Here is a 16,930-nt window from a genome sequence, read left to right as displayed (position 1 = left end):
GCCCTAGGGCGGCTGTGTTGTGTCAGGCGTTGCCTTTGGCGGCAAGGTTGGCGTTGCGGGTAAAGTCCAGCATGCGATCCAGCGGCCTGACGGCCTTGGGAATCAGGTCGGGGTCCACATGGATCTCATCGGCGCCGGTCTCCAGCGCAGCCAGCACGCGCGGCAAGGTGTTCATCGCCATCCACGGGCAGTGCGCGCAGCTGCGACAGGTAGCCCCGTTGCCGGCCGTTGGCGCCTCGATCAGCAAGCGGTCGGGCGCGGCCTGCTGCATCTTGTAGAAGATGCCGCGATCCGTTGCCACGATAAACGTGGGGTTCGGCAAGTCGCGGGTGGCCTGAATCAGCTGGCTGGTCGAGCCAACCACGTCTGCCAGTTCTACCACCGCCTGGGGCGACTCCGGATGCACCAGAATGGCTGCCTCGGGGTGCACCTTGCGCAGGTCTTCGAGCACTTTGGCCTTGAACTCCTCGTGCACGATACAGGAGCCCTGCCACAGCAGCATATCGGCGCCAGTTTCACGCTGGATGTAGTTACCCAGGTGCTGGTCCGGAGCCCAGAGGATTTTTTCACCCTTGTCGATCAGGTGCTCGACAATCGGCAGTGCGCAGCTCGAGGTAACCACCCAGTCAGCTCGCGCCTTTACCGCCGCCGAGGTATTGGCGTACACCACCACGGTGCGGTCGGGATGCTGATCGCAGAAAGCCGAAAACTCGTCAATCTGACAGCCCAGATCCAGCGAACAGGTCGCCTCCAGAGTCGGCATCAGAACGCGCTTGTGCGGGCTGAGAATCTTGGAGGTCTCGCCCATAAAACGCACACCAGCCACGATCAGCGTGGTTGCCTCGTGGTCACGCCCAAAACGAGCCATCTCCAGCGAGTCAGACACGCAACCACCGGTCTCTTCGGCCAGCTCCTGCAGCAGTGGATCAGTGTAATAGTGGGCAACCAGTACCGCATTATGCGCCTTCAGCGCAGCGGCAATACGGGCCTTATAGTCGGCCTTTTCGGCATCGCTCAATGGCGCAGGCGCCTTGGCGTCCAGGTGCGCCTGTACCAGCAGACGCTCTGAAATCTGGGACATGTTTCAACCCATCAGGAACAACGGAACGGGCGATTGTAGCATGCCGGCCGCGCGGCCCACGCAAAAATGAACCCATCGCGCTTCAGGCCAGTCAACCGTCTGCAGTACCAAAACTCGTCCCCCAAGAGGAGGCCTGACATGATTCATTTGATCCCAGGGCTTATCTCATCACCCTCACGCGGATGGAGCCCGATCCGCGAGCATGCCAACCGCCATCCGTGGAGCTTTGTGCCCACACTCATCCTACTGCCCCTGCTACCCGCACTCTGCGTCTATGTTGGCGCAACCGATGTGGGCTGGAGTCTGTTCGGCTCGAACCAGGAGCGCCAGCTCAGCAGCACTAGCGCAGGCTTGCTGGCATTGATGCTGTACCTCACCTGCCTGACCAGCGTACTACTGAGCGCCCTGGCAACGCGCTGGGTCCTGTTTCGCACCGATCAGCGGCCGGCTTTTACCATTGCAGCAACCTTCACCACGGTACTTGCCATCCCACTGCTACTGGCGGGCGTAATCAGCATTCTGCCGGGGCGCTGGCTACTGATACCTGCGCTGGCACTGGGCGCACTTTGCAGCATTCTGCTGCTCTATCGTGGGCTGCCAGGCTACATGCAACTCAAGCGCAATGATCAGGAGCGCTTCTACGCCACCTGCATTCTGGCGGCCGCAGTCCTGGTCGTACTGACATCAGGGTTCTTTTTCATGGAACTATGGTGGCAACCGCTGGACGGCGGATACGTTATTCCAGAAAACGGATAACTGCCTGAGGAAAACACCGAGATAGGAAGCGACAAAACACTGAGGCCAGGGACGGCCGAAGAGGGATTCCAGAGTGGTGGGTCGTGTAGGATTCGAACCTACGACCAATTGGTTAAAAGCCAACTGCTCTACCAACTGAGCTAACGACCCCCTGCTGGAAGCGCGCTATACTACTGATTTACAGAGGAAACTCAAGCCTTTTTTTGCATTTGCGCAAAATTTAACGCTGATAGCGGGTCGCATCGGGTACGCCGGCAGCAGCAAAACCCGCAGCGCGCAGGCGGCAGCTGTCGCAAACGCCACAGGCGCGCCCCTGCTCATCCGCCTGATAGCAGGACACCGTCTGGCTGTAGTCGACGCCCAGCGCCTGGCCGGCCTGAATGATCTGCGCCTTGCTCAAGTGCTGCAACGGCGCCCGGATACGAAATCCCTCGCCCTCCACTCCGGCACGTGTCGCCAGGTTGGCCAGCCGCTCAAAGGCCTCCACAAAGGCCGGGCGGCAGTCGGGGTATCCCGAGTAATCCACCGCGTTAACGCCAATGTAGATATCTCGCGCCTCCAGCACCTCTGCCCAACCCAGAGCAAGGGCGAGAAACAGCGTATTGCGTGCCGGCACGTAGGTGACCGGAATACCCTGCTGGGGTCCCTCGGGCACGGCAATAGTGTCGTCGGTCAACGCCGAACCGCCGATACCGTTGAGGTTCATATCGATCACCTTGTGCTCGATCACACCGGCAGCGCTCGCCACACGCTCGGCTGCTGCCAGCTCCGCCCGATGACGCTGGCCGTAGTCGAAACTCATGGTGTAACAGGCCAGGCCCTCGGCCTGCGCCATGGCCAGCACCGTCGCCGAGTCCAGCCCGCCAGACAGCAGTACGACGGCGCGGGCAGAGGAATCAGGCTTGGCAGACATGGGAGCACTCGATAGAAACCTAAACCGGGGGCAAAAGCCCCCGGCGGAAGATCAGTTCAGGCTGCTGAGCTCGCGCCCGGCCAGCTGCGCGGCAGAGGAGTCAGGGTACTTGCTGATGACCTGCTGAAACAGCTCGCGCGCCTTGTCGTCCCTACCCAGGCGGCGCTCGACATCACCGAGCTTGTACATCGCGTCCGACTCCTTGCGGTGGTCGGGATAGCGGCTGATGACCTGAGCAAAGGCCCGGCCGGCGGACTCAAGGTCAGATTGGACCAGATACACTTCACCCAGCCAGTATTGCGCATTACCCGCGTACTGACTGTCGGGGTAACGGCGCAGGAATGCGGTAAAGGCCTGCGCGGCCTTTTCAAAATCGCGCGCCTTGACCAGATCAAAGGACGCGTCGTACATCAGTTTTTCGCGCTCCGGGTCCGGCGGCGCGGCAGAAGCTCCGGCATTGGCGGCGGGCTCCTGAGTGTCAGCAACGTCAGGGCTTGCCCCGCCACTGCCCGAAGCAGGTGCGCTGTTCATGCCAGACAGACGGCTGTCGATATCTTTGTAACGGTCAAGCTGATCCTGTTCCATCTGCTTGATCTTGTAGCTCTGCTCTTCGAGCATGCCACGCAGCAGCGTTACTTCCTGCTGCAACTGATAGAGCTGCTGAAACAGCTGGCCTTCACTGGAAAGGCCAGCCTGGGTCTGCTGGGTCACCGAGGAGCCCTGATACACGGCATTCGAGCCATTGTTCGAACTGCCTTCCATCACTGGAACCTGTGCCATTGCCGCCAATGGCGACAGGGCAAAGGCAACCAGTACTCCTCTGTAACCCTTCATACGACCTCGTCTCTTACTTGCGCAGCTCTACGCGGCGGTTCTGAGCCATGGCTTCCTCGCTGGAACCCATCGCTGCCGGCTTCTCTTCACCGTAGGATACCAGTTCCAGTTGAGCCGGGGACACACCCTGCAGAACCAGGTAACGCTGAACGGAAGCAGCACGACGCTCGCCCAGAGCCATGTTGTACTCGCGAGTGCCACGCTCGTCAGTGTGACCTTCCAGGACAACACGGTTGCCAGCGGACTTCAGGTCCTTGGCGTGAACGTCCAGAGCGCGCATGGCTTCCGGCTTCAGCTCGGAGCTGTCGTACTCGAAGTAGAAGGTAGTGATAGCGCGCAGAGCAGCTTCTTCGCTGTTCATGCCGCTGTTGGAACCTGCACCGGAAGTACCAGCGCCGTAGCCTGCGTTCGGGTCAACTGCACCAGCGCCAGAGGTGTCGCCACCCTTGGAGGAACAGCCTACAACCACGCCGAACGCGACAACCAGAGCAGCGGCTTTGCCAAACTTGATAACTTGCATCATGAACTCCTATTAACCCCATATGGTTTAGTGTTGGTGCGCCCTATGGCAGGTATGGGGACCATGAAGGTACGCGCAGGTCGGTGAACTGTGTCGGAATCTCCGACCGCGCACGCCCGTTTGTAGATACCAGCATGAGTACGCCCCGTCCCTGTTGACGGGTAGCATAAATTAACATAGCGCCATTGGGTGAGACGGTTGGCGACTCATCCAGCGACGTTTCTGTTAAAACTCTCAAATTCCCGCGCTCAAGATCCTGCGTGGCAATCTGAAAATTACGGTAGCCCTCCTGACGGTGCACCATAACCATGGTACGGCCATCAACGGACAGCTTGGCGTTGGCATTGTAGTTGCCAACAAAGGTCAGGCGCTCAGGCGAGCCAGAGCCAAGACTCTGCTTATAAATTTGTGGGCGGCCGCCGCGATCGGAGGTGAACACGATCGTATTGTTATCCATCCAGGTCGGCTCTGTATCAATCGCGAAATGATTGGTAACACGACGCAGCTGCTTGCTAGCCAACTCCATCACATAGATTTCGGGGTTGCCGTCTCGCGACAGCACAAAGGCCAGGCGATTGCCGTCCGGAGACCAGGCAGGCGCGCCATTTAACCCTTCAAAGCTGCTCACCCGCTCACGGCGACCGGTGCGAATGTAGTGCACATAAATCTCGGGCCGGCGCGACTCAAAGGACACATAGGCAATGCGCTCACCGTCCGGCGAGTAGCTCGGGCTCAGAATCGGCTCACGTGACTGCAGCAGCGTCACTGCGCGCGCGCCGTCGTAATCGCTGCGCTGCAGGGTGTAACGGGTGTTGTCGACCGAGAAGCGCTCAGCCGCAACATACAAAAGCTTGGTATTGAAGGCGCCCTGGATGCCGGTCAGCTCCTTGAATACCTCGTCGCTCAGGTGATGGGCGATATCGCGCAACTGGGTACGGGTGCCGCTGATCGAACGCAACAGCAGCACTTCTTCCCGCGCCACGCTGTACAGACTATAGGTGAGATCCAGGTTCTCGCCACCGGTACTGTTCACCTGCCCTACTACCACGTAATCGGCACCAATCATGCGCCAGTCGCGGGCATTGATCTCTTCACCGCGCACCGGATAGCTCAGCATGTTGTTACGCTCCAGCGGCGCAAACATGCCACTGTTGCGCAGGTCATTACCGACGATCTGCGCCATATCCTCAGGCAGCGGCGCACTGCCCTGCCAACCGAAGGGTACTACCGCAATCGGCGTAGCCTTGTCGGTACCCTTGGTAATTTCAATGGCATCCTGGGCCAGCAGCAGCTGGCTCACGCACAGGGCAATAATGCCCGCAAATACTTGACTCAGTCTTTTCATCAGAATGACAGATCCTCTGGTCTGAAGCGCAGGTTACGCTGACGGTACAGGCGATTGAACTCCGCAGGGTTCTCGCTCGACAGTTGCTGCATTTCCGGGATGCGCCCCACGTTCTTCACCGCCTGCACGGCAGACTGATCAAAACCCGGGTCGCCGCTTGAGCGAATCACCACCGCATCGGTGATCTGCCCTGTCGGCAACATACTCAGACGCACTTCCACCACCATGCCGTTGCGTGCAGTCGGCGGGCGGCGCCACTGCTGACTCACGTAACGACGAATAACATCGTCATAGCTGGCTGCTACCTGGTCGCCAATGCGATCAGCCTGCGCCTGCTGATACTCAGTCTCTTCACCGAGCAGCTCGTTCAGCGCGCTGGCCTTGGCAGCCTCTCGCTCACGCTGCTCACGGGCGACACGTTCTTGCTCGCGGCGACGCTCAGCTTCTTGCGCAGCCTTGCGTTCAGCCTCTTCTGCCGCCTTGCGCCGGGCCTCTTCCTGCGCTTTGCGACGCGCCTCTTCCTCAGCCTTCTTGCGCTCTGCCTCGGCGGCGGCGCGCTCGCGGGCGGCCTGCGCCTCTGCGGCTTTTCTCGCTTCTTCAGCCTGCCGGCGTTCAGCGGCAGCTGCAGCATCGGCGGCTTTCTGCTCGGCTTCTGCCTCTGCCTGGCGCTCAGCCTCTGCAGCCTTACGCTGCGCCTCGGCTTCGGCCTGACGCGCCTGCTCTGCCTGGGCAGCCCTGGCCGCCTCGGCAGCCTGCTGCTGTTCGCGCTGCTTCTCCAGCGCTTCTTCATCTGCGCGCGGCGAGCGCGATTGCTGCGCCTCGCCGGCGATCTTCTGATCGGTCGGTGTCGTGCTGGGACTCATCGAGTCCAGTTGCACCAACGTCGCCTGCACGATCGGCCTGGCCGGCTCGAATTCCGGCGCACTGCTGAACGAGGCGAACAGCAGAATCGCCACCAACAGGTGCAGTCCCACCGCCTTCAGCAGCGGGGACGAATAACGCTCCGAGGCTGCCGGTCGGTATTGATATCGCGTGCTCACGGCGCCTCGGTAATCAAGCCTACGTTGGGCACACCCGCTTGCTGCAGGGCGCCCATGGCGGTCACGACCACGCCGTAATTGGCGTTCTTGTCACCACGGATGTACACCAGCGTATCGGGCTTGGCACGCATGATCTTGGTCACACCTTCGGTCATCGCCTCCAGAGAGACAGCGCTGTCGGAGTGGTTCTCCGTGTCCACCGCCTCGCCCAAGTTCCAGTAATAGGTGCCATCGGCCAGCACGGACAAGGTCAGCACCTGCTGATTGCTGTCGCTGGGCAGCACTTCGCTGGACACTTGCGGCAGGTCAACCTTGACGCCCTGGTTCAACATTGGCGCGGTCACCATGAAAATCACCAGCAGTACCAGCATCACGTCGATGTAAGGCACCACGTTCATTTCTGCGACCGGTTTACGCTTCTCGCGACGCCTGTGCATATGCATGCTCATAGCGGCCTCCGCTTACTCCTCGCGCGCGTGAACGCGGCGATGCAGGATGCTGGAAAACTCTTCAGCAAAGGTGTAATACCGGCCAATCAACATTTCCGAGCGAGCCGAGAAACGGTTGTAGGCAACCACCGCCGGAATCGCAGCAAACAGACCAATGGCCGTGGCCACCAATGCCTCAGCGATACCCGGCGCTACCGTTGCCAGCGTTGCCTGCTGAACCGTGGCCAGGCCGCGGAACGAGTTCATGATGCCCCACACGGTACCGAACAGGCCGACATAAGGGCTGGTCGAGCCTACGGTCGCCAGGAACGGCAGGTGTTGCTCCAGCTTTTCTTCCTCACGCGAAATCGCTACGCGCATCGAGCGCTGCACCGCATCCATCACCGCGTCCGGGTCTACACCGGACTGCTGACGCATGCGCGAAAATTCCTTGAAGCCGGCGCGAAAGATCTGCTCCAGGCCAGAGTTCTCGTCCGGCGAGCCCGTCACCTGGCGATACAGCTGGGACAGGTCCACACCAGACCAGAAACGGTCTTCAAAATCGTCCAGGGCATTTTTTGCCGAGCGCATGACACTGCTGCGCTGAAAGATCATTACCCACGACACTACCGATGCTGCCAGCAGGGTCAGCATCACCAGTTGCACCAGCACACTTGCGCCGGACACCAGGTGCCATATCGACATTTGATCAGCCTGCACGCTTTGCTACTCCTCGCAATCTCATACGATCTTTCGGTTTACTCGTCACGCCCAGGGCCACTGCTACGGAATGCGTCACGCAACTTGTCCGGAATGGCCCGGGGACGGTACTGATCAGCACTCACACAGGCGACCAGCACATCACCCTCACACAACAAATCTCCCGCCCGAGTTACGCTCTGGCGGAAACGAATACTTGCTCGCTTGGTTTCCAAGACAGTCGCAGTTACGACAAGTTCATCGTCCAGGCGTGCAGGCGCGTGATAGCGTGCCGTGACAGAGTGCACAACAAAAATGACGTTTTCTCTCTGCAGAGCGCTTTGATCAAAGCCGAGAGTGCGGACCAGCTCCGTCCGCGCACGCTCCATAAACTTCAGGTAATTGACGTAGTAGACGATGCCGCCGGCATCGGTATCTTCAAAGTAGACGCGGGCTTTCAGCTCGAACGGCGGCCCAGAACGTTCAACGCGCATAATGTAGAGCCAAGCTGGGGTTTTGCATAGTGGGTTTACTCGCTATTTGCAAAAATATTTTTCAGGGCGAATCCGGCGCATTCGGATCGTCGAACAGGTCCGCAGAGGCACGGCTCATGCGGGCTGGCAGGTTCAGGCCAAAATGCTGATAGGCATGACGGGTGACCACCCGGCCGCGCGGGGTGCGCATGATGAAACCCTGCTGAATCAGGTAGGGTTCCAGCACATCCTCGATGGTATGACGCTCTTCGCTGATGGACGCGGCGAGGTTGTCGACACCCACCGGGCCACCGTCGAATTTGTCGATCATGGTCAGCAGCAGGCGGCGGTCCATATGATCAAAGCCCTGCTCATCCACATCCAGCAGGTTCAACGCCTGATCGGCCACCTCACTGCTGATCACGCCGGCGCTGCGCACCTCGGCGAAGTCGCGCACTCGGCGCAGCAGGCGATTGGCAATTCGCGGCGTACCGCGTGAGCGGCGCGCGATCTCACGGGCGCCGCCGTCATCCATCTGCAAACCGAGAATCCCGGCCGAACGCGCCACGATGGTGGACAGATCCGCAACCGAGTAGAACTCCAGACGCTGAACGATACCGAAGCGATCACGCAGGGGGTTGGTCAGCATGCCGGCGCGGGTGGTGGCACCGACCAGGGTAAAGGGAGGGAGGTCCAGTTTGATCGAGCGCGCGGCCGGGCCCTCACCAATCATGATGTCGAGCTGGTAGTCCTCCATCGCCGGATAGAGAATCTCTTCAACAACGGGGGACAGGCGATGAATCTCATCAACAAAGAGCACATCACCCGCTTCCAGATTGGTCAGCAGCGCAGCCAGATCACCAGCGCGCTCAAGCACCGGGCCGGATGTGCTTTTGATCTTGGCGCCCATTTCTTGGGCGATGATGTTGGCGAGGGTGGTTTTGCCCAGGCCGGGCGGACCAAAGATCAGCACGTGGTCCAGCGCCTCACCGCGCCCTCTGGCCGCCTTGATGAACAGCTCCATCTGCTCGCGTACCGTCGGCTGACCTATATAGTCGGTCAGCTTCAGTGGGCGAATCGCCCGATCGATAACTTCTTCCTGCTGCCTGGGCGTTGCCGCAATCAGGCGATCTTCTTCCAGCATGTCTTATCCATCAATAAAGGAAGCAATGCCTCCGGCACGGAACGCCCTACACCATGCCCTTGAGCGCACGGCGAATCAACTCTTCACTGCTGAGGCCATCTTTATCAATCGCCGCCACCGCCTTGCTGGCCTCCTGCGGCTTGTAGCCCAGGGCAATCAGCGCACTGACAGCATCAGCGCTCGGCTTGACCGGCACGCCGCCGCCAACAACCGGGCCTGCCAGCGTAATGGCGCCCGGCGCCGCCTCCCAGGCCTTGAAGCGGTCACGCAGCTCGATCAACAGACGCTCGGCCGTTTTCTTGCCAACGCCGGGTATCTTCACCAGCGCGCTGACATCCTGGTGCTGTACCGCCATCACCAGCTCATCGACATCCATGCCGGACATCAGCGCCAGCGCCAGCTTGGGGCCGACCCCGTTTAGCCGGATCAGCTCGCGAAACAGGTCACGCCCGCGCTTGTCGGAGAATGCGTAGAGCAGCTGGGCATCTTCACGCACCACCATGTGCGTATGCAGCGTGACCTTCTCGCCCAGTGCCGGCAATTGGTAGAAGGTACTCATCGGGGCGTCCAGCTCGTAGCCGACGCCCTGCACATCCAGCAGGATATGCGGCGGTTGTTTTTCCAGCAAAACGCCACTCAAACGTCCTATCACCAGCCCTGCTCCTTCGTAGTCGATTAACGGCGCCGTACCCGGCCAGCGCGCACCGCCAGCGCCACATTACCCATCTGTTGCTGCACCCCGCTCATATGCGCATGGCACAGGGCGATGGCCAGCGCATCGGCGGCGTCCGCCTGCGGCGTACCAGCCAGCCCCAGCAACTGGGTGACCATATGCTGAACCTGCTTCTTGTCGGCGGCGCCTGTTCCCACCACTGCCTGCTTGACCTGGCGCGCGCTGTATTCATGCACCTCCAAGCCGGCATTGACCGCAGCCACAATCGCGGCGCCGCGCGCCTGCCCGAGCTTGAGCGCAGAGTCTGGATTACGCGCCATGAAAACCTGCTCGATACTGACGACATCCGGGCGATATTGCTCAATCAGCTCAGAGAGGTAGTGGAAGATTTTCTGCAGCCGCTCGGGAAAGGCGCCCTCGCCCACCCGAATACACCCCGAGGTGACGTACTCCTGACGGCCCGCTTCATGGCGCACAATGCCAAAACCGGTAATGCGGGAGCCGGGGTCGATACCCAGTATCAGCGCCATATCATCCCCATCAGCGTGCGGGTTATAGAAAAAAGGGAGGCCTGCGCCTCCCTTCTCTTACTCAGCCGGCATTGGGTCAACCCAACTGCTCCATGATGTCATCGGAGATCGATGCATTGGAATAGACGTTCTGCACGTCATCCAGGTCTTCCAGCATGTCGATCAGCTTGACCACCTTCTGCGCAGTATCCAGATCCAGCTCAGCTTCAGTGGACGGGATCATAGCCACATCCGCCGATTCAGCAGCGAAGCCGGCGGCATCCAGTGCGTCACGCACCGCGCCGAACTCCTCGAAGCTGGTGAACACATCAAAGGAGCCATCGTCATTGGCGACAACATCCTCAGCACCAGCCTCCAGCGCCGCCTCCATCAGAGCGTCTTCATCCACGCCCGCGGCAAAGACAAGCTGACCGCGACGGGTGAACAGGTACGCCACCGAGCCGTCGGTGCCCAGATTGCCACCGCACTTGCCAAAGGCATGGCGCACCTCGCTGACCGTGCGATTGCGGTTGTCGGTCATGGCTTCAACCAAGACCGCCACGCCGCCCGCGCCGTAACCTTCATAGGTCAGCTCTTCCATGTTGTCGGCGTCGTTGCTGCCGGCACCACGGGCGATGGCACGATCAATGGTATCGCGGGTCATGTTGGCGCCCAGCGCCTTGTCCACCGCAGCGCGCAGACGCGGATTGTCGGCAGGATTGCCGCCACCCACCTTGGCCGACACCGTCAATTCGCGAATCAGCTTGGTAAAGATCTTGCCCCGCTTGGCATCCTGCGCAGCCTTGCGGTGCTTGATATTGGCCCATTTGGAATGACCGGCCATAACACAACTCCAGATAAAACAGCCCCGATCACGCAAACGTGACCGGGGTTAACAGACTTACTCGACCTTGGTCTGCTCGCGCAGACGGATGCTCAGCTCACGCAGTGCCTTGTTATCCACCAGGCCCGGCGCCTGAGTCATCACACAGGCTGCGCTCTGGGTTTTCGGGAAGGCAATGACTTCGCGAATAGACTGAGCACCGGTCACCAGCATGACCAGACGATCCAGACCAAAGGCCAGACCACCGTGCGGCGGCGCACCGAACTTCAGCGCATCGAGCAGGAAGCCGAACTTCTCCTGCTGCTCGTCGGCACTGATACCCAAGATATTGAAGACCGCCTGCTGCATTTCCTTGCGGTGGATACGGATCGAGCCGCCACCCAGCTCAGTGCCGTTCAGGACCATGTCGTAAGCGCGTGACAGCGCGGTGGACGGGTTGGCCTGCAGCTCTTCCGGCGTGCACTTGGGCGCGGTGAACGGATGGTGCAGCGCAGACAGCGAACCATCGTCGTTCTCTTCAAACATCGGGAAGTCGACCACCCACAGCGGCGCCCACTCGCAGGTCAGCAGGTCCAGGTCGTGGCCCAGCTTGATACGCAACGCACCGAGCGCTTCGGACACGATCTTCGCCTTGTCGGCACCGAAGAAGACGATATCGCCGTCCACCGCACCCACCCGGTTGAGGATTTCTTCCAGGTTGGCTTCCGGGATGAACTTGACGATAGGCGACTGCAGGCCTTCAACACCCTTGGCGCGCTCGTTGACCTTGATGTAAGCCAGGCCCTTGGCGCCGTAGATACCAACAAACTTGGTGTAATCGTCGATCTGTTTGCGCGGCATGCTCGCACCGCCCGGCACACGCAGCGCAGCAACGCGGCCTTTGGGATCGGTTGCTGGGCCACTGAATACCTTGAACTCGACTTCGGCCAACTGGTCAGCCACGTCTACCAGCTCAAGCGGGTTACGCAGGTCCGGCTTGTCAGAGCCGAAGCGGCGCATGGCCTCTTCAAACGTCATGTGCGGGAAGTCGCCCAGATCCACATCCAGCACCTGCTTGAACAGCTGACGAATCATGCCCTCGGTGAGGCCCATGATGTCGGACTCATCAAGGAAGCTGGTCTCGATATCGATCTGCGTGAATTCAGGCTGACGGTCGGCACGCAGGTCTTCGTCGCGGAAGCACTTGGCAATCTGGTAGTAGCGGTCAAAACCCGACACCATCAACAACTGCTTGAACAGCTGCGGCGATTGCGGCAGCGCAAAGAAATGACCGGGATGGGTACGGCTGGGCACCAGGTAGTCGCGCGCGCCCTCGGGGGTGGCACGGGTCAGAATCGGGGTTTCGACATCCAGGAAGCCATTCTCGTCCAGGTAACGACGAATGCTGCTGGTGATCTGCGAGCGCAGTTTCAGCTTCTCTGCCATTTCTGGGCGGCGCAGATCGATAAAGCGGTAGCGCAGGCGGGTTTCCTCGCCCACGTCAGAGTATTCGTTCAGCGGGAACGGCGGAGTGTCAGCCTCGTTCAACACCTCAAGCTCGTAGCCCAGCACCTCAATGTCGCCTGATGCCATGTTGGCGTTACGGGCGCCTTCCGGACGCAGACGCACCTTACCGGTCACCTTGACGACATACTCGCTGCGCACGCGGTCGGCCTTGGCAAAGGTCTCGGCACGATCAGGGTCAAATACGACCTGAGCCAACCCGTCGCGATCACGGATATCCAGGAAAATGACGCCACCATGGTCGCGGCGGCGGTGAACCCAGCCGCAAAGAGTGATTTCCTGATCCGCCAGCGATTGGTTCAGCTGGCCGCAATAGTGGCTACGCATCATGGTGTGGTGCTTCCTGTGGTCGGCAAATTTGGCGTCAGTTGTCGCAGCGGCGTTTTACCGCATCGACGTTCGCCCGAAGAAAAACGCCATAATATACCCGAAACTTGGCCAACGAGGGAGCCTCGAGGCGGCCTGCAGCGGCAGGACGACGCACCGCGGGAACCCAGCGGCAAATCCGCACTCAGAACAAGTGACAGAACAAGTGACCTGTTAACGTGGACGCCGCGCCTGAAGACGCTGCGCCGCCAGACAACCATGAGGAGCCATGATGAAAATCGATATCGGCATTACCGAAACGGATCGCGGACAAATTGCTGAGGGCCTGTCGCGCCTGCTGGCCGACACCTACACCCTCTACCTGAAGACGCACAACTTTCACTGGAACGTGAAAGGGCCGATGTTCCAGACCCTTCACCTGATGTTCGAAACCCACTACAACGAGCTGGCCCTGGCGGTTGACGATATCGCCGAGCGCATTCGCACCCTGGGTTTCCCGGCGCCGGGCACCTACAAGCAGTTCGTCGAACTCAGCAGCATCAAGGAAGAAGACGGCGTGCCGGAAGCCAAGGACATGATCCGTCTGCTGGTCGAAGGCCACGAAGCCTGCGTTCGTACCGCCCGCAGCATCTTCCCGACCTGCGACGAAGCCCACGACGAGCCAACCGCTGACCTGCTGACCCAGCGCATGCAGACACACGAGAAAACCGCCTGGATGCTGCGCAGCCTGCTCGAAGGCTGATCAACCCCGCTCACCGCAACACCTAAACGCCCGGCCTTGGTGGCCGGGCGTTTTCAGGTTAGAGTGCCATCCGGCAGCGCCACAGCCATCGGCCTGCCCACATGACAATACTAAATCGTTGCATCCATGGTGAGCCTCTTGAAAACCCTTCGTTATCTGCATCTGGTGACAGGTGTCGGCGTTCTGCTGACGGGCCTGTTTCACAGCATTCCGTTTTTCACTCAATCCGCTCCGATCAACCATATCGGCCTATTGGCCATACTGACCGGCCTGATCAACCTGCAGCAATTCAATCAACCCGTACTCCCCAGCCAGGGCGCCAGCGGCGCTGTCACGCTGGCCAGCTCTGCCCTACTGATCATTGCAGCCTGCATACCGTTCTGCAGTCTGCTGGTCAGCCCCTATTTTATTGGCTGGAACATCTGGGCTCTGGCCGCCGGCGTTCTAGGCGTCTGCCTGTCCAGCCTGGTCATACTCGTAACGGAGCTGCGCAGCGACCCCCAACCTGCCGCCACCGAAGCCGCGCCCGCGCGCAAGCCGCGCGCCAAGGCAGAACGTCAAGGCAAGGCCAACGACGGCCGCGAGATGGGCACGGTCAAATGGTTTAACACCAGTAAAGGCTTTGGTTTTATTACGCGTGATTCAGGCAGTGACGTGTTCGTGCATTTTCGCTCGATTCAGGGCGACGGGCACCGGGTACTGCAGGAGGGGCAACGGGTTGAGTACACCGTTGCCAAGCGCGAGAAAGGCCTGCAGGCCGAGGAAGTAGCGATCCTCAACTAGCTTTTAGTAATGCGGAGGCGGCGCTTCGTCGCCTCCGGTATCAGGCAACTGCGCGGCAAACTCGGCCTGGCGCTGAGCCAACAACTCCAAAGAACGCCGCAAGCGCCCCAACTCCAACTGCTGCGCCGCAATCACATCGTTTAGCGCCTGAATAGTGTCATCCTGAAACGCCAGGCGTGACTCCAACTCGTCCACTCGTTCTTTCAACAGCGTCTCTTTCACTGCAACACCTCACCAAAACCCGCTTTGTCGCCGAGCGCCACGCGCACTCGCTGCAACATATCAGCCAGTTCATTTTCGGCATAAGGAACAGCCGGTAACTTGCCCCATACCGGAGCAGGCCAGGCCGGGTCTTGCCGATAGCGCACAATATGATGTACGTGCAGTTGCGGCACCATATTACCGAGGGCTGCAACATTCATCTTATCCGCCTTGAAGGTCTCGCTCAGCACCTGCGCCAGCAGGTCCGATTCAGCATGAAATTGAGCACGATCGGCATCGGACAACTCAAATACCTCACGCAACTCAGATCGACGCGGCACCAATACAAACCAAGGATACTGCCGATCATTCAGCAGCAAGAGCCGGCAGAGCGGAAAGTCGCCCACAGGCACACAATCGCCCCGCAATTGAGAATGCAACTCAAACACGATAACCCCCACCCCTCACCACAACGTACAAAAAAGAAAACCGTCTCAAACAACAATCGCAACTTTCAATTTCCGGTAATACAGCACAGGCCGAATACAAAAACAGCCGAGAACCTCACCATTTTGCCTGCAATAACTTATAAACATCCAACAACAAGGTGCTGTTTTTTCAGCGCTTGCTTTCACTGTTCCAATACAGATGCTTTAATATACGGCGAAAACAAGAAACCGGATCCGCTTGGAGCCAAAACCGTTTTCTTTTAATCAAAGGAGCACACAATGAAGAACGCAGTTAAATGGAGCTCGCTGGCACTGGCAGTGGCTGCAGGCAATGGTCTGCTCGCTTCCCAGGCAATGGCAGAGGGCGAAGGTTTTGTCGAAGGCGCCTCCGCCACCCTGTACAACCGCACTGTTTACTTCAACCGCGATTTTCGTGACAACGTCGGTCAAAGCAAGCGCGAAGAAACCGCAACCAGCTTTTTGCTGAACTTTGAGTCCGGTTACACCCAGGGCCCGATCGGCTTTGGTGCAGACGTCATGGCCCAGGAAGGTATCAAGCTGGACAGTGGCCGTGGCCGCTCCGGTACCGGCCTCCTGCCGGTTGACAGCAACGGTCGTGCTGAAGCCGAGTACATGGAAATCCGTGGCGCCATCAAAATGGCCATCCTGGATGACACCGTCCTTCGTTACGGCTATCACATGCCGGAAAACCCGGTTGCCGCCTACTACGACGCCCGCCTGCTGCCCAACCACTACCAGGGCTACAGCATCACCAACAGCTCCATCAACGGCCTGTTTGTTGAAGCCGGTCGCCTGACCGATCGTGGCGCTACGGCTGATTCCAGTGAGACCGACGGCATCCACGGCGACGATAAAGACCTGACCTACGCTGGCGGTACCTACACTTTCACTGACAACTTCAGCGCCACTCTGTACGGCGCCGACAGCGAAGACCAGTACAAGCGCGTGTTCGCCGGCTATGACTGGACTGTCCCGCTGAGCGAAGGCACCAGCCTGAACACCAACTTTGCTTACTACGATACCAGCGACGACGACTCCACCGACGGTACCGAGTTCGACAACCAGGCCTTCTCCATCGCAGTGACCCTGAACACTGGTTACCACGGCTTTGGTCTGGCTTACCAGCAGATGAGTGGCGACGGCCGTTACGAGTACGACGACGGCGAAATCTTCATCGCCAACTCGGTTCAGTACGCTGACTTCAACGCCGTTGAGGAGAAGTCCTACCAAGCGCGTTATGACTATGACTTCGCCGGCCTGGGCATCCCGGGCCTGAGCTTCATGACCCGCTACATCGCCGGTACCGACATCAACACCAACGCCGCGGAGCACGCCGCAGCAGGCGTCAACCGCGACTCTCGCTGGGAGCGCGATACTGAGCTGCGCTACATCGTACCGGCTGGCTTCTTCGAAGGTGTAGATATTCGCTGGCGTAACGCCACCGTTCGCCAGGACGCAGCCCTGGACGGCGGCGACGTCGACGAAAACCGTCTGATCGTCGGCTACACCTGGACCCTGCTCTAAGCAGCCCAGGCAGTACCAAAAAACCCGGCTTCGGCCGGGTTTTTTGTTGCCCGTCGGTCGGCAACAACAGCCTGACCCGCGGGCTGTACGCTGCACCGGCACAATCGTACAATAGCGCCCA

Annotated in this window: 20 protein-coding genes and 1 tRNA gene; 4 read left to right on the top strand and 17 right to left on the bottom strand. The window is 59.7% G+C overall.

All coding sequences use genetic code 11. The annotated features are described in order from the left end of the window. Positions 1-22 precede the first annotated feature (22 nt). Positions 23-1,081: a quinolinate synthase NadA gene (gene nadA, locus BM116_RS01455; protein ID WP_083727684.1), complete on the bottom strand. Its 1,059-nt coding sequence runs from the start codon at positions 1,079-1,081 to the stop codon at positions 23-25. Between the two features lie 138 nt (positions 1,082-1,219). Between nadA and BM116_RS01450 the strand changes: the two genes are divergently transcribed. Then, positions 1,220-1,837 (top strand): Yip1 family protein, encoded by a 618-nt coding sequence (locus BM116_RS01450; RefSeq protein ID WP_169847280.1) that lies wholly within the window; start codon positions 1,220-1,222, stop codon positions 1,835-1,837. Positions 1,838-1,911: 74 nt separating this feature from the next. Here BM116_RS01450 and BM116_RS01445 read toward each other — a convergent pair. The 14 genes from BM116_RS01445 to aspS all read right to left on the bottom strand — a co-directional run bounded on the left by BM116_RS01445 (position 1,912) and on the right by aspS (position 13,092). After that, positions 1,912-1,987: transfer RNA gene (locus BM116_RS01445), tRNA-Lys, on the bottom strand. 70 nt (positions 1,988-2,057) lie between these two features. Next, on the bottom strand, positions 2,058-2,750 hold the full coding sequence (gene queC, locus BM116_RS01440) for a 7-cyano-7-deazaguanine synthase QueC (protein WP_083727688.1): 693 nt from the start codon (positions 2,748-2,750) through the stop codon (positions 2,058-2,060). Between the two features lie 51 nt (positions 2,751-2,801). Next, positions 2,802-3,584: a tol-pal system protein YbgF gene (ybgF, locus tag BM116_RS01435; protein WP_083727690.1), complete on the bottom strand. Its 783-nt coding sequence runs from the start codon at positions 3,582-3,584 to the stop codon at positions 2,802-2,804. 13 nt (positions 3,585-3,597) lie between these two features. Next, complete coding sequence (gene pal / locus BM116_RS01430; RefSeq protein WP_083727692.1) at positions 3,598-4,104, bottom strand: peptidoglycan-associated lipoprotein Pal; 507 nt, start codon at positions 4,102-4,104, stop codon at positions 3,598-3,600. Positions 4,105-4,147: 43 nt separating this feature from the next. Further along, positions 4,148-5,449, bottom strand: a complete 1,302-nt coding sequence (gene tolB, locus BM116_RS01425) for a Tol-Pal system beta propeller repeat protein TolB (protein WP_083727694.1) — start codon at positions 5,447-5,449, stop codon at positions 4,148-4,150. Further along, on the bottom strand, positions 5,449-6,489 hold the full coding sequence (tolA, locus tag BM116_RS01420; protein WP_083727696.1) for a cell envelope integrity protein TolA: 1,041 nt from the start codon (positions 6,487-6,489) through the stop codon (positions 5,449-5,451). Before tolA ends, tolB begins: the two co-directional genes overlap by 1 nt. Then, positions 6,486-6,926, bottom strand: coding sequence for a protein TolR (tolR, locus tag BM116_RS01415; RefSeq protein ID WP_083727746.1), 441 nt, complete (start codon positions 6,924-6,926; stop codon positions 6,486-6,488). Before tolR ends, tolA begins: the two co-directional genes overlap by 4 nt. Before the next feature lie 24 nt (positions 6,927-6,950). Beyond that, positions 6,951-7,622, bottom strand: a complete 672-nt coding sequence (gene tolQ / locus BM116_RS01410) for a protein TolQ (protein ID WP_083727748.1) — start codon at positions 7,620-7,622, stop codon at positions 6,951-6,953. Between the two features lie 53 nt (positions 7,623-7,675). After that, the gene (ybgC, locus tag BM116_RS01405; protein ID WP_083727698.1) at positions 7,676-8,110 is read right to left on the bottom strand and encodes a tol-pal system-associated acyl-CoA thioesterase; all 435 of its coding nucleotides are present in this window, start codon (positions 8,108-8,110) and stop codon (positions 7,676-7,678) included. Between the two features lie 61 nt (positions 8,111-8,171). After that, a complete protein-coding gene (ruvB, locus tag BM116_RS01400) occupies positions 8,172-9,233 on the bottom strand; it encodes a Holliday junction branch migration DNA helicase RuvB (protein WP_083727700.1) in 1,062 nt (353 codons plus the stop codon). A gap of 46 nt (positions 9,234-9,279) precedes the next feature. Further along, positions 9,280-9,885 (bottom strand): Holliday junction branch migration protein RuvA, encoded by a 606-nt coding sequence (ruvA, locus tag BM116_RS01395; protein WP_083727702.1) that lies wholly within the window; start codon positions 9,883-9,885, stop codon positions 9,280-9,282. A 23-nt stretch (positions 9,886-9,908) separates the two neighbouring features. Beyond that, positions 9,909-10,436 carry a crossover junction endodeoxyribonuclease RuvC gene (gene ruvC / locus BM116_RS01390; RefSeq protein ID WP_083727704.1) on the bottom strand — a complete coding sequence of 176 codons (528 nt, stop codon included), beginning with the start codon at positions 10,434-10,436 and terminating at the stop codon, positions 9,909-9,911. Between the two features lie 76 nt (positions 10,437-10,512). After that, positions 10,513-11,259 (bottom strand): YebC/PmpR family DNA-binding transcriptional regulator, encoded by a 747-nt coding sequence (locus BM116_RS01385; RefSeq protein WP_083727706.1) that lies wholly within the window; start codon positions 11,257-11,259, stop codon positions 10,513-10,515. Between the two features lie 57 nt (positions 11,260-11,316). Then, complete coding sequence (gene aspS / locus BM116_RS01380; protein ID WP_083727708.1) at positions 11,317-13,092, bottom strand: aspartate--tRNA ligase; 1,776 nt, start codon at positions 13,090-13,092, stop codon at positions 11,317-11,319. A 268-nt stretch (positions 13,093-13,360) separates the two neighbouring features. Here aspS and BM116_RS01375 point away from each other — a divergent pair, with 268 nt between their 5' ends. Next, positions 13,361-13,831: a Dps family protein gene (locus tag BM116_RS01375; protein WP_083727750.1), complete on the top strand. Its 471-nt coding sequence runs from the start codon at positions 13,361-13,363 to the stop codon at positions 13,829-13,831. Positions 13,832-13,969: 138 nt separating this feature from the next. After that, complete coding sequence (locus BM116_RS19285) at positions 13,970-14,614, top strand: cold-shock protein (RefSeq protein ID WP_328586194.1); 645 nt, start codon at positions 13,970-13,972, stop codon at positions 14,612-14,614. A gap of 3 nt (positions 14,615-14,617) precedes the next feature. On the opposite strand, the gene BM116_RS01365 is transcribed toward BM116_RS19285, so the two are convergent. Together BM116_RS01365 and BM116_RS01360 are read right to left on the bottom strand one after the other, a co-directional pair. Beyond that, on the bottom strand, positions 14,618-14,824 hold the full coding sequence (locus BM116_RS01365) for a SlyX family protein (RefSeq protein ID WP_083727752.1): 207 nt from the start codon (positions 14,822-14,824) through the stop codon (positions 14,618-14,620). A gap of 8 nt (positions 14,825-14,832) precedes the next feature. Next, complete coding sequence (locus tag BM116_RS01360; protein WP_083727754.1) at positions 14,833-15,264, bottom strand: HIT domain-containing protein; 432 nt, start codon at positions 15,262-15,264, stop codon at positions 14,833-14,835. 279 nt (positions 15,265-15,543) lie between these two features. Between BM116_RS01360 and BM116_RS01355 the strand changes: the two genes are divergently transcribed. Next, positions 15,544-16,809: an OprD family outer membrane porin gene (locus tag BM116_RS01355; protein WP_083727712.1), complete on the top strand. Its 1,266-nt coding sequence runs from the start codon at positions 15,544-15,546 to the stop codon at positions 16,807-16,809. The last annotated feature ends 121 nt before the right edge of the window (positions 16,810-16,930 follow it).

Origin of the sequence: Halopseudomonas pachastrellae (genome assembly GCF_900114765.1) — a bacterium.
GTDB lineage: Bacteria > Pseudomonadota > Gammaproteobacteria > Pseudomonadales > Pseudomonadaceae > Halopseudomonas > Halopseudomonas pachastrellae.
The sequence above is the reverse complement of the archived record's forward strand: the minus strand, read 5'-3'. Positions and strand labels throughout refer to the sequence as shown.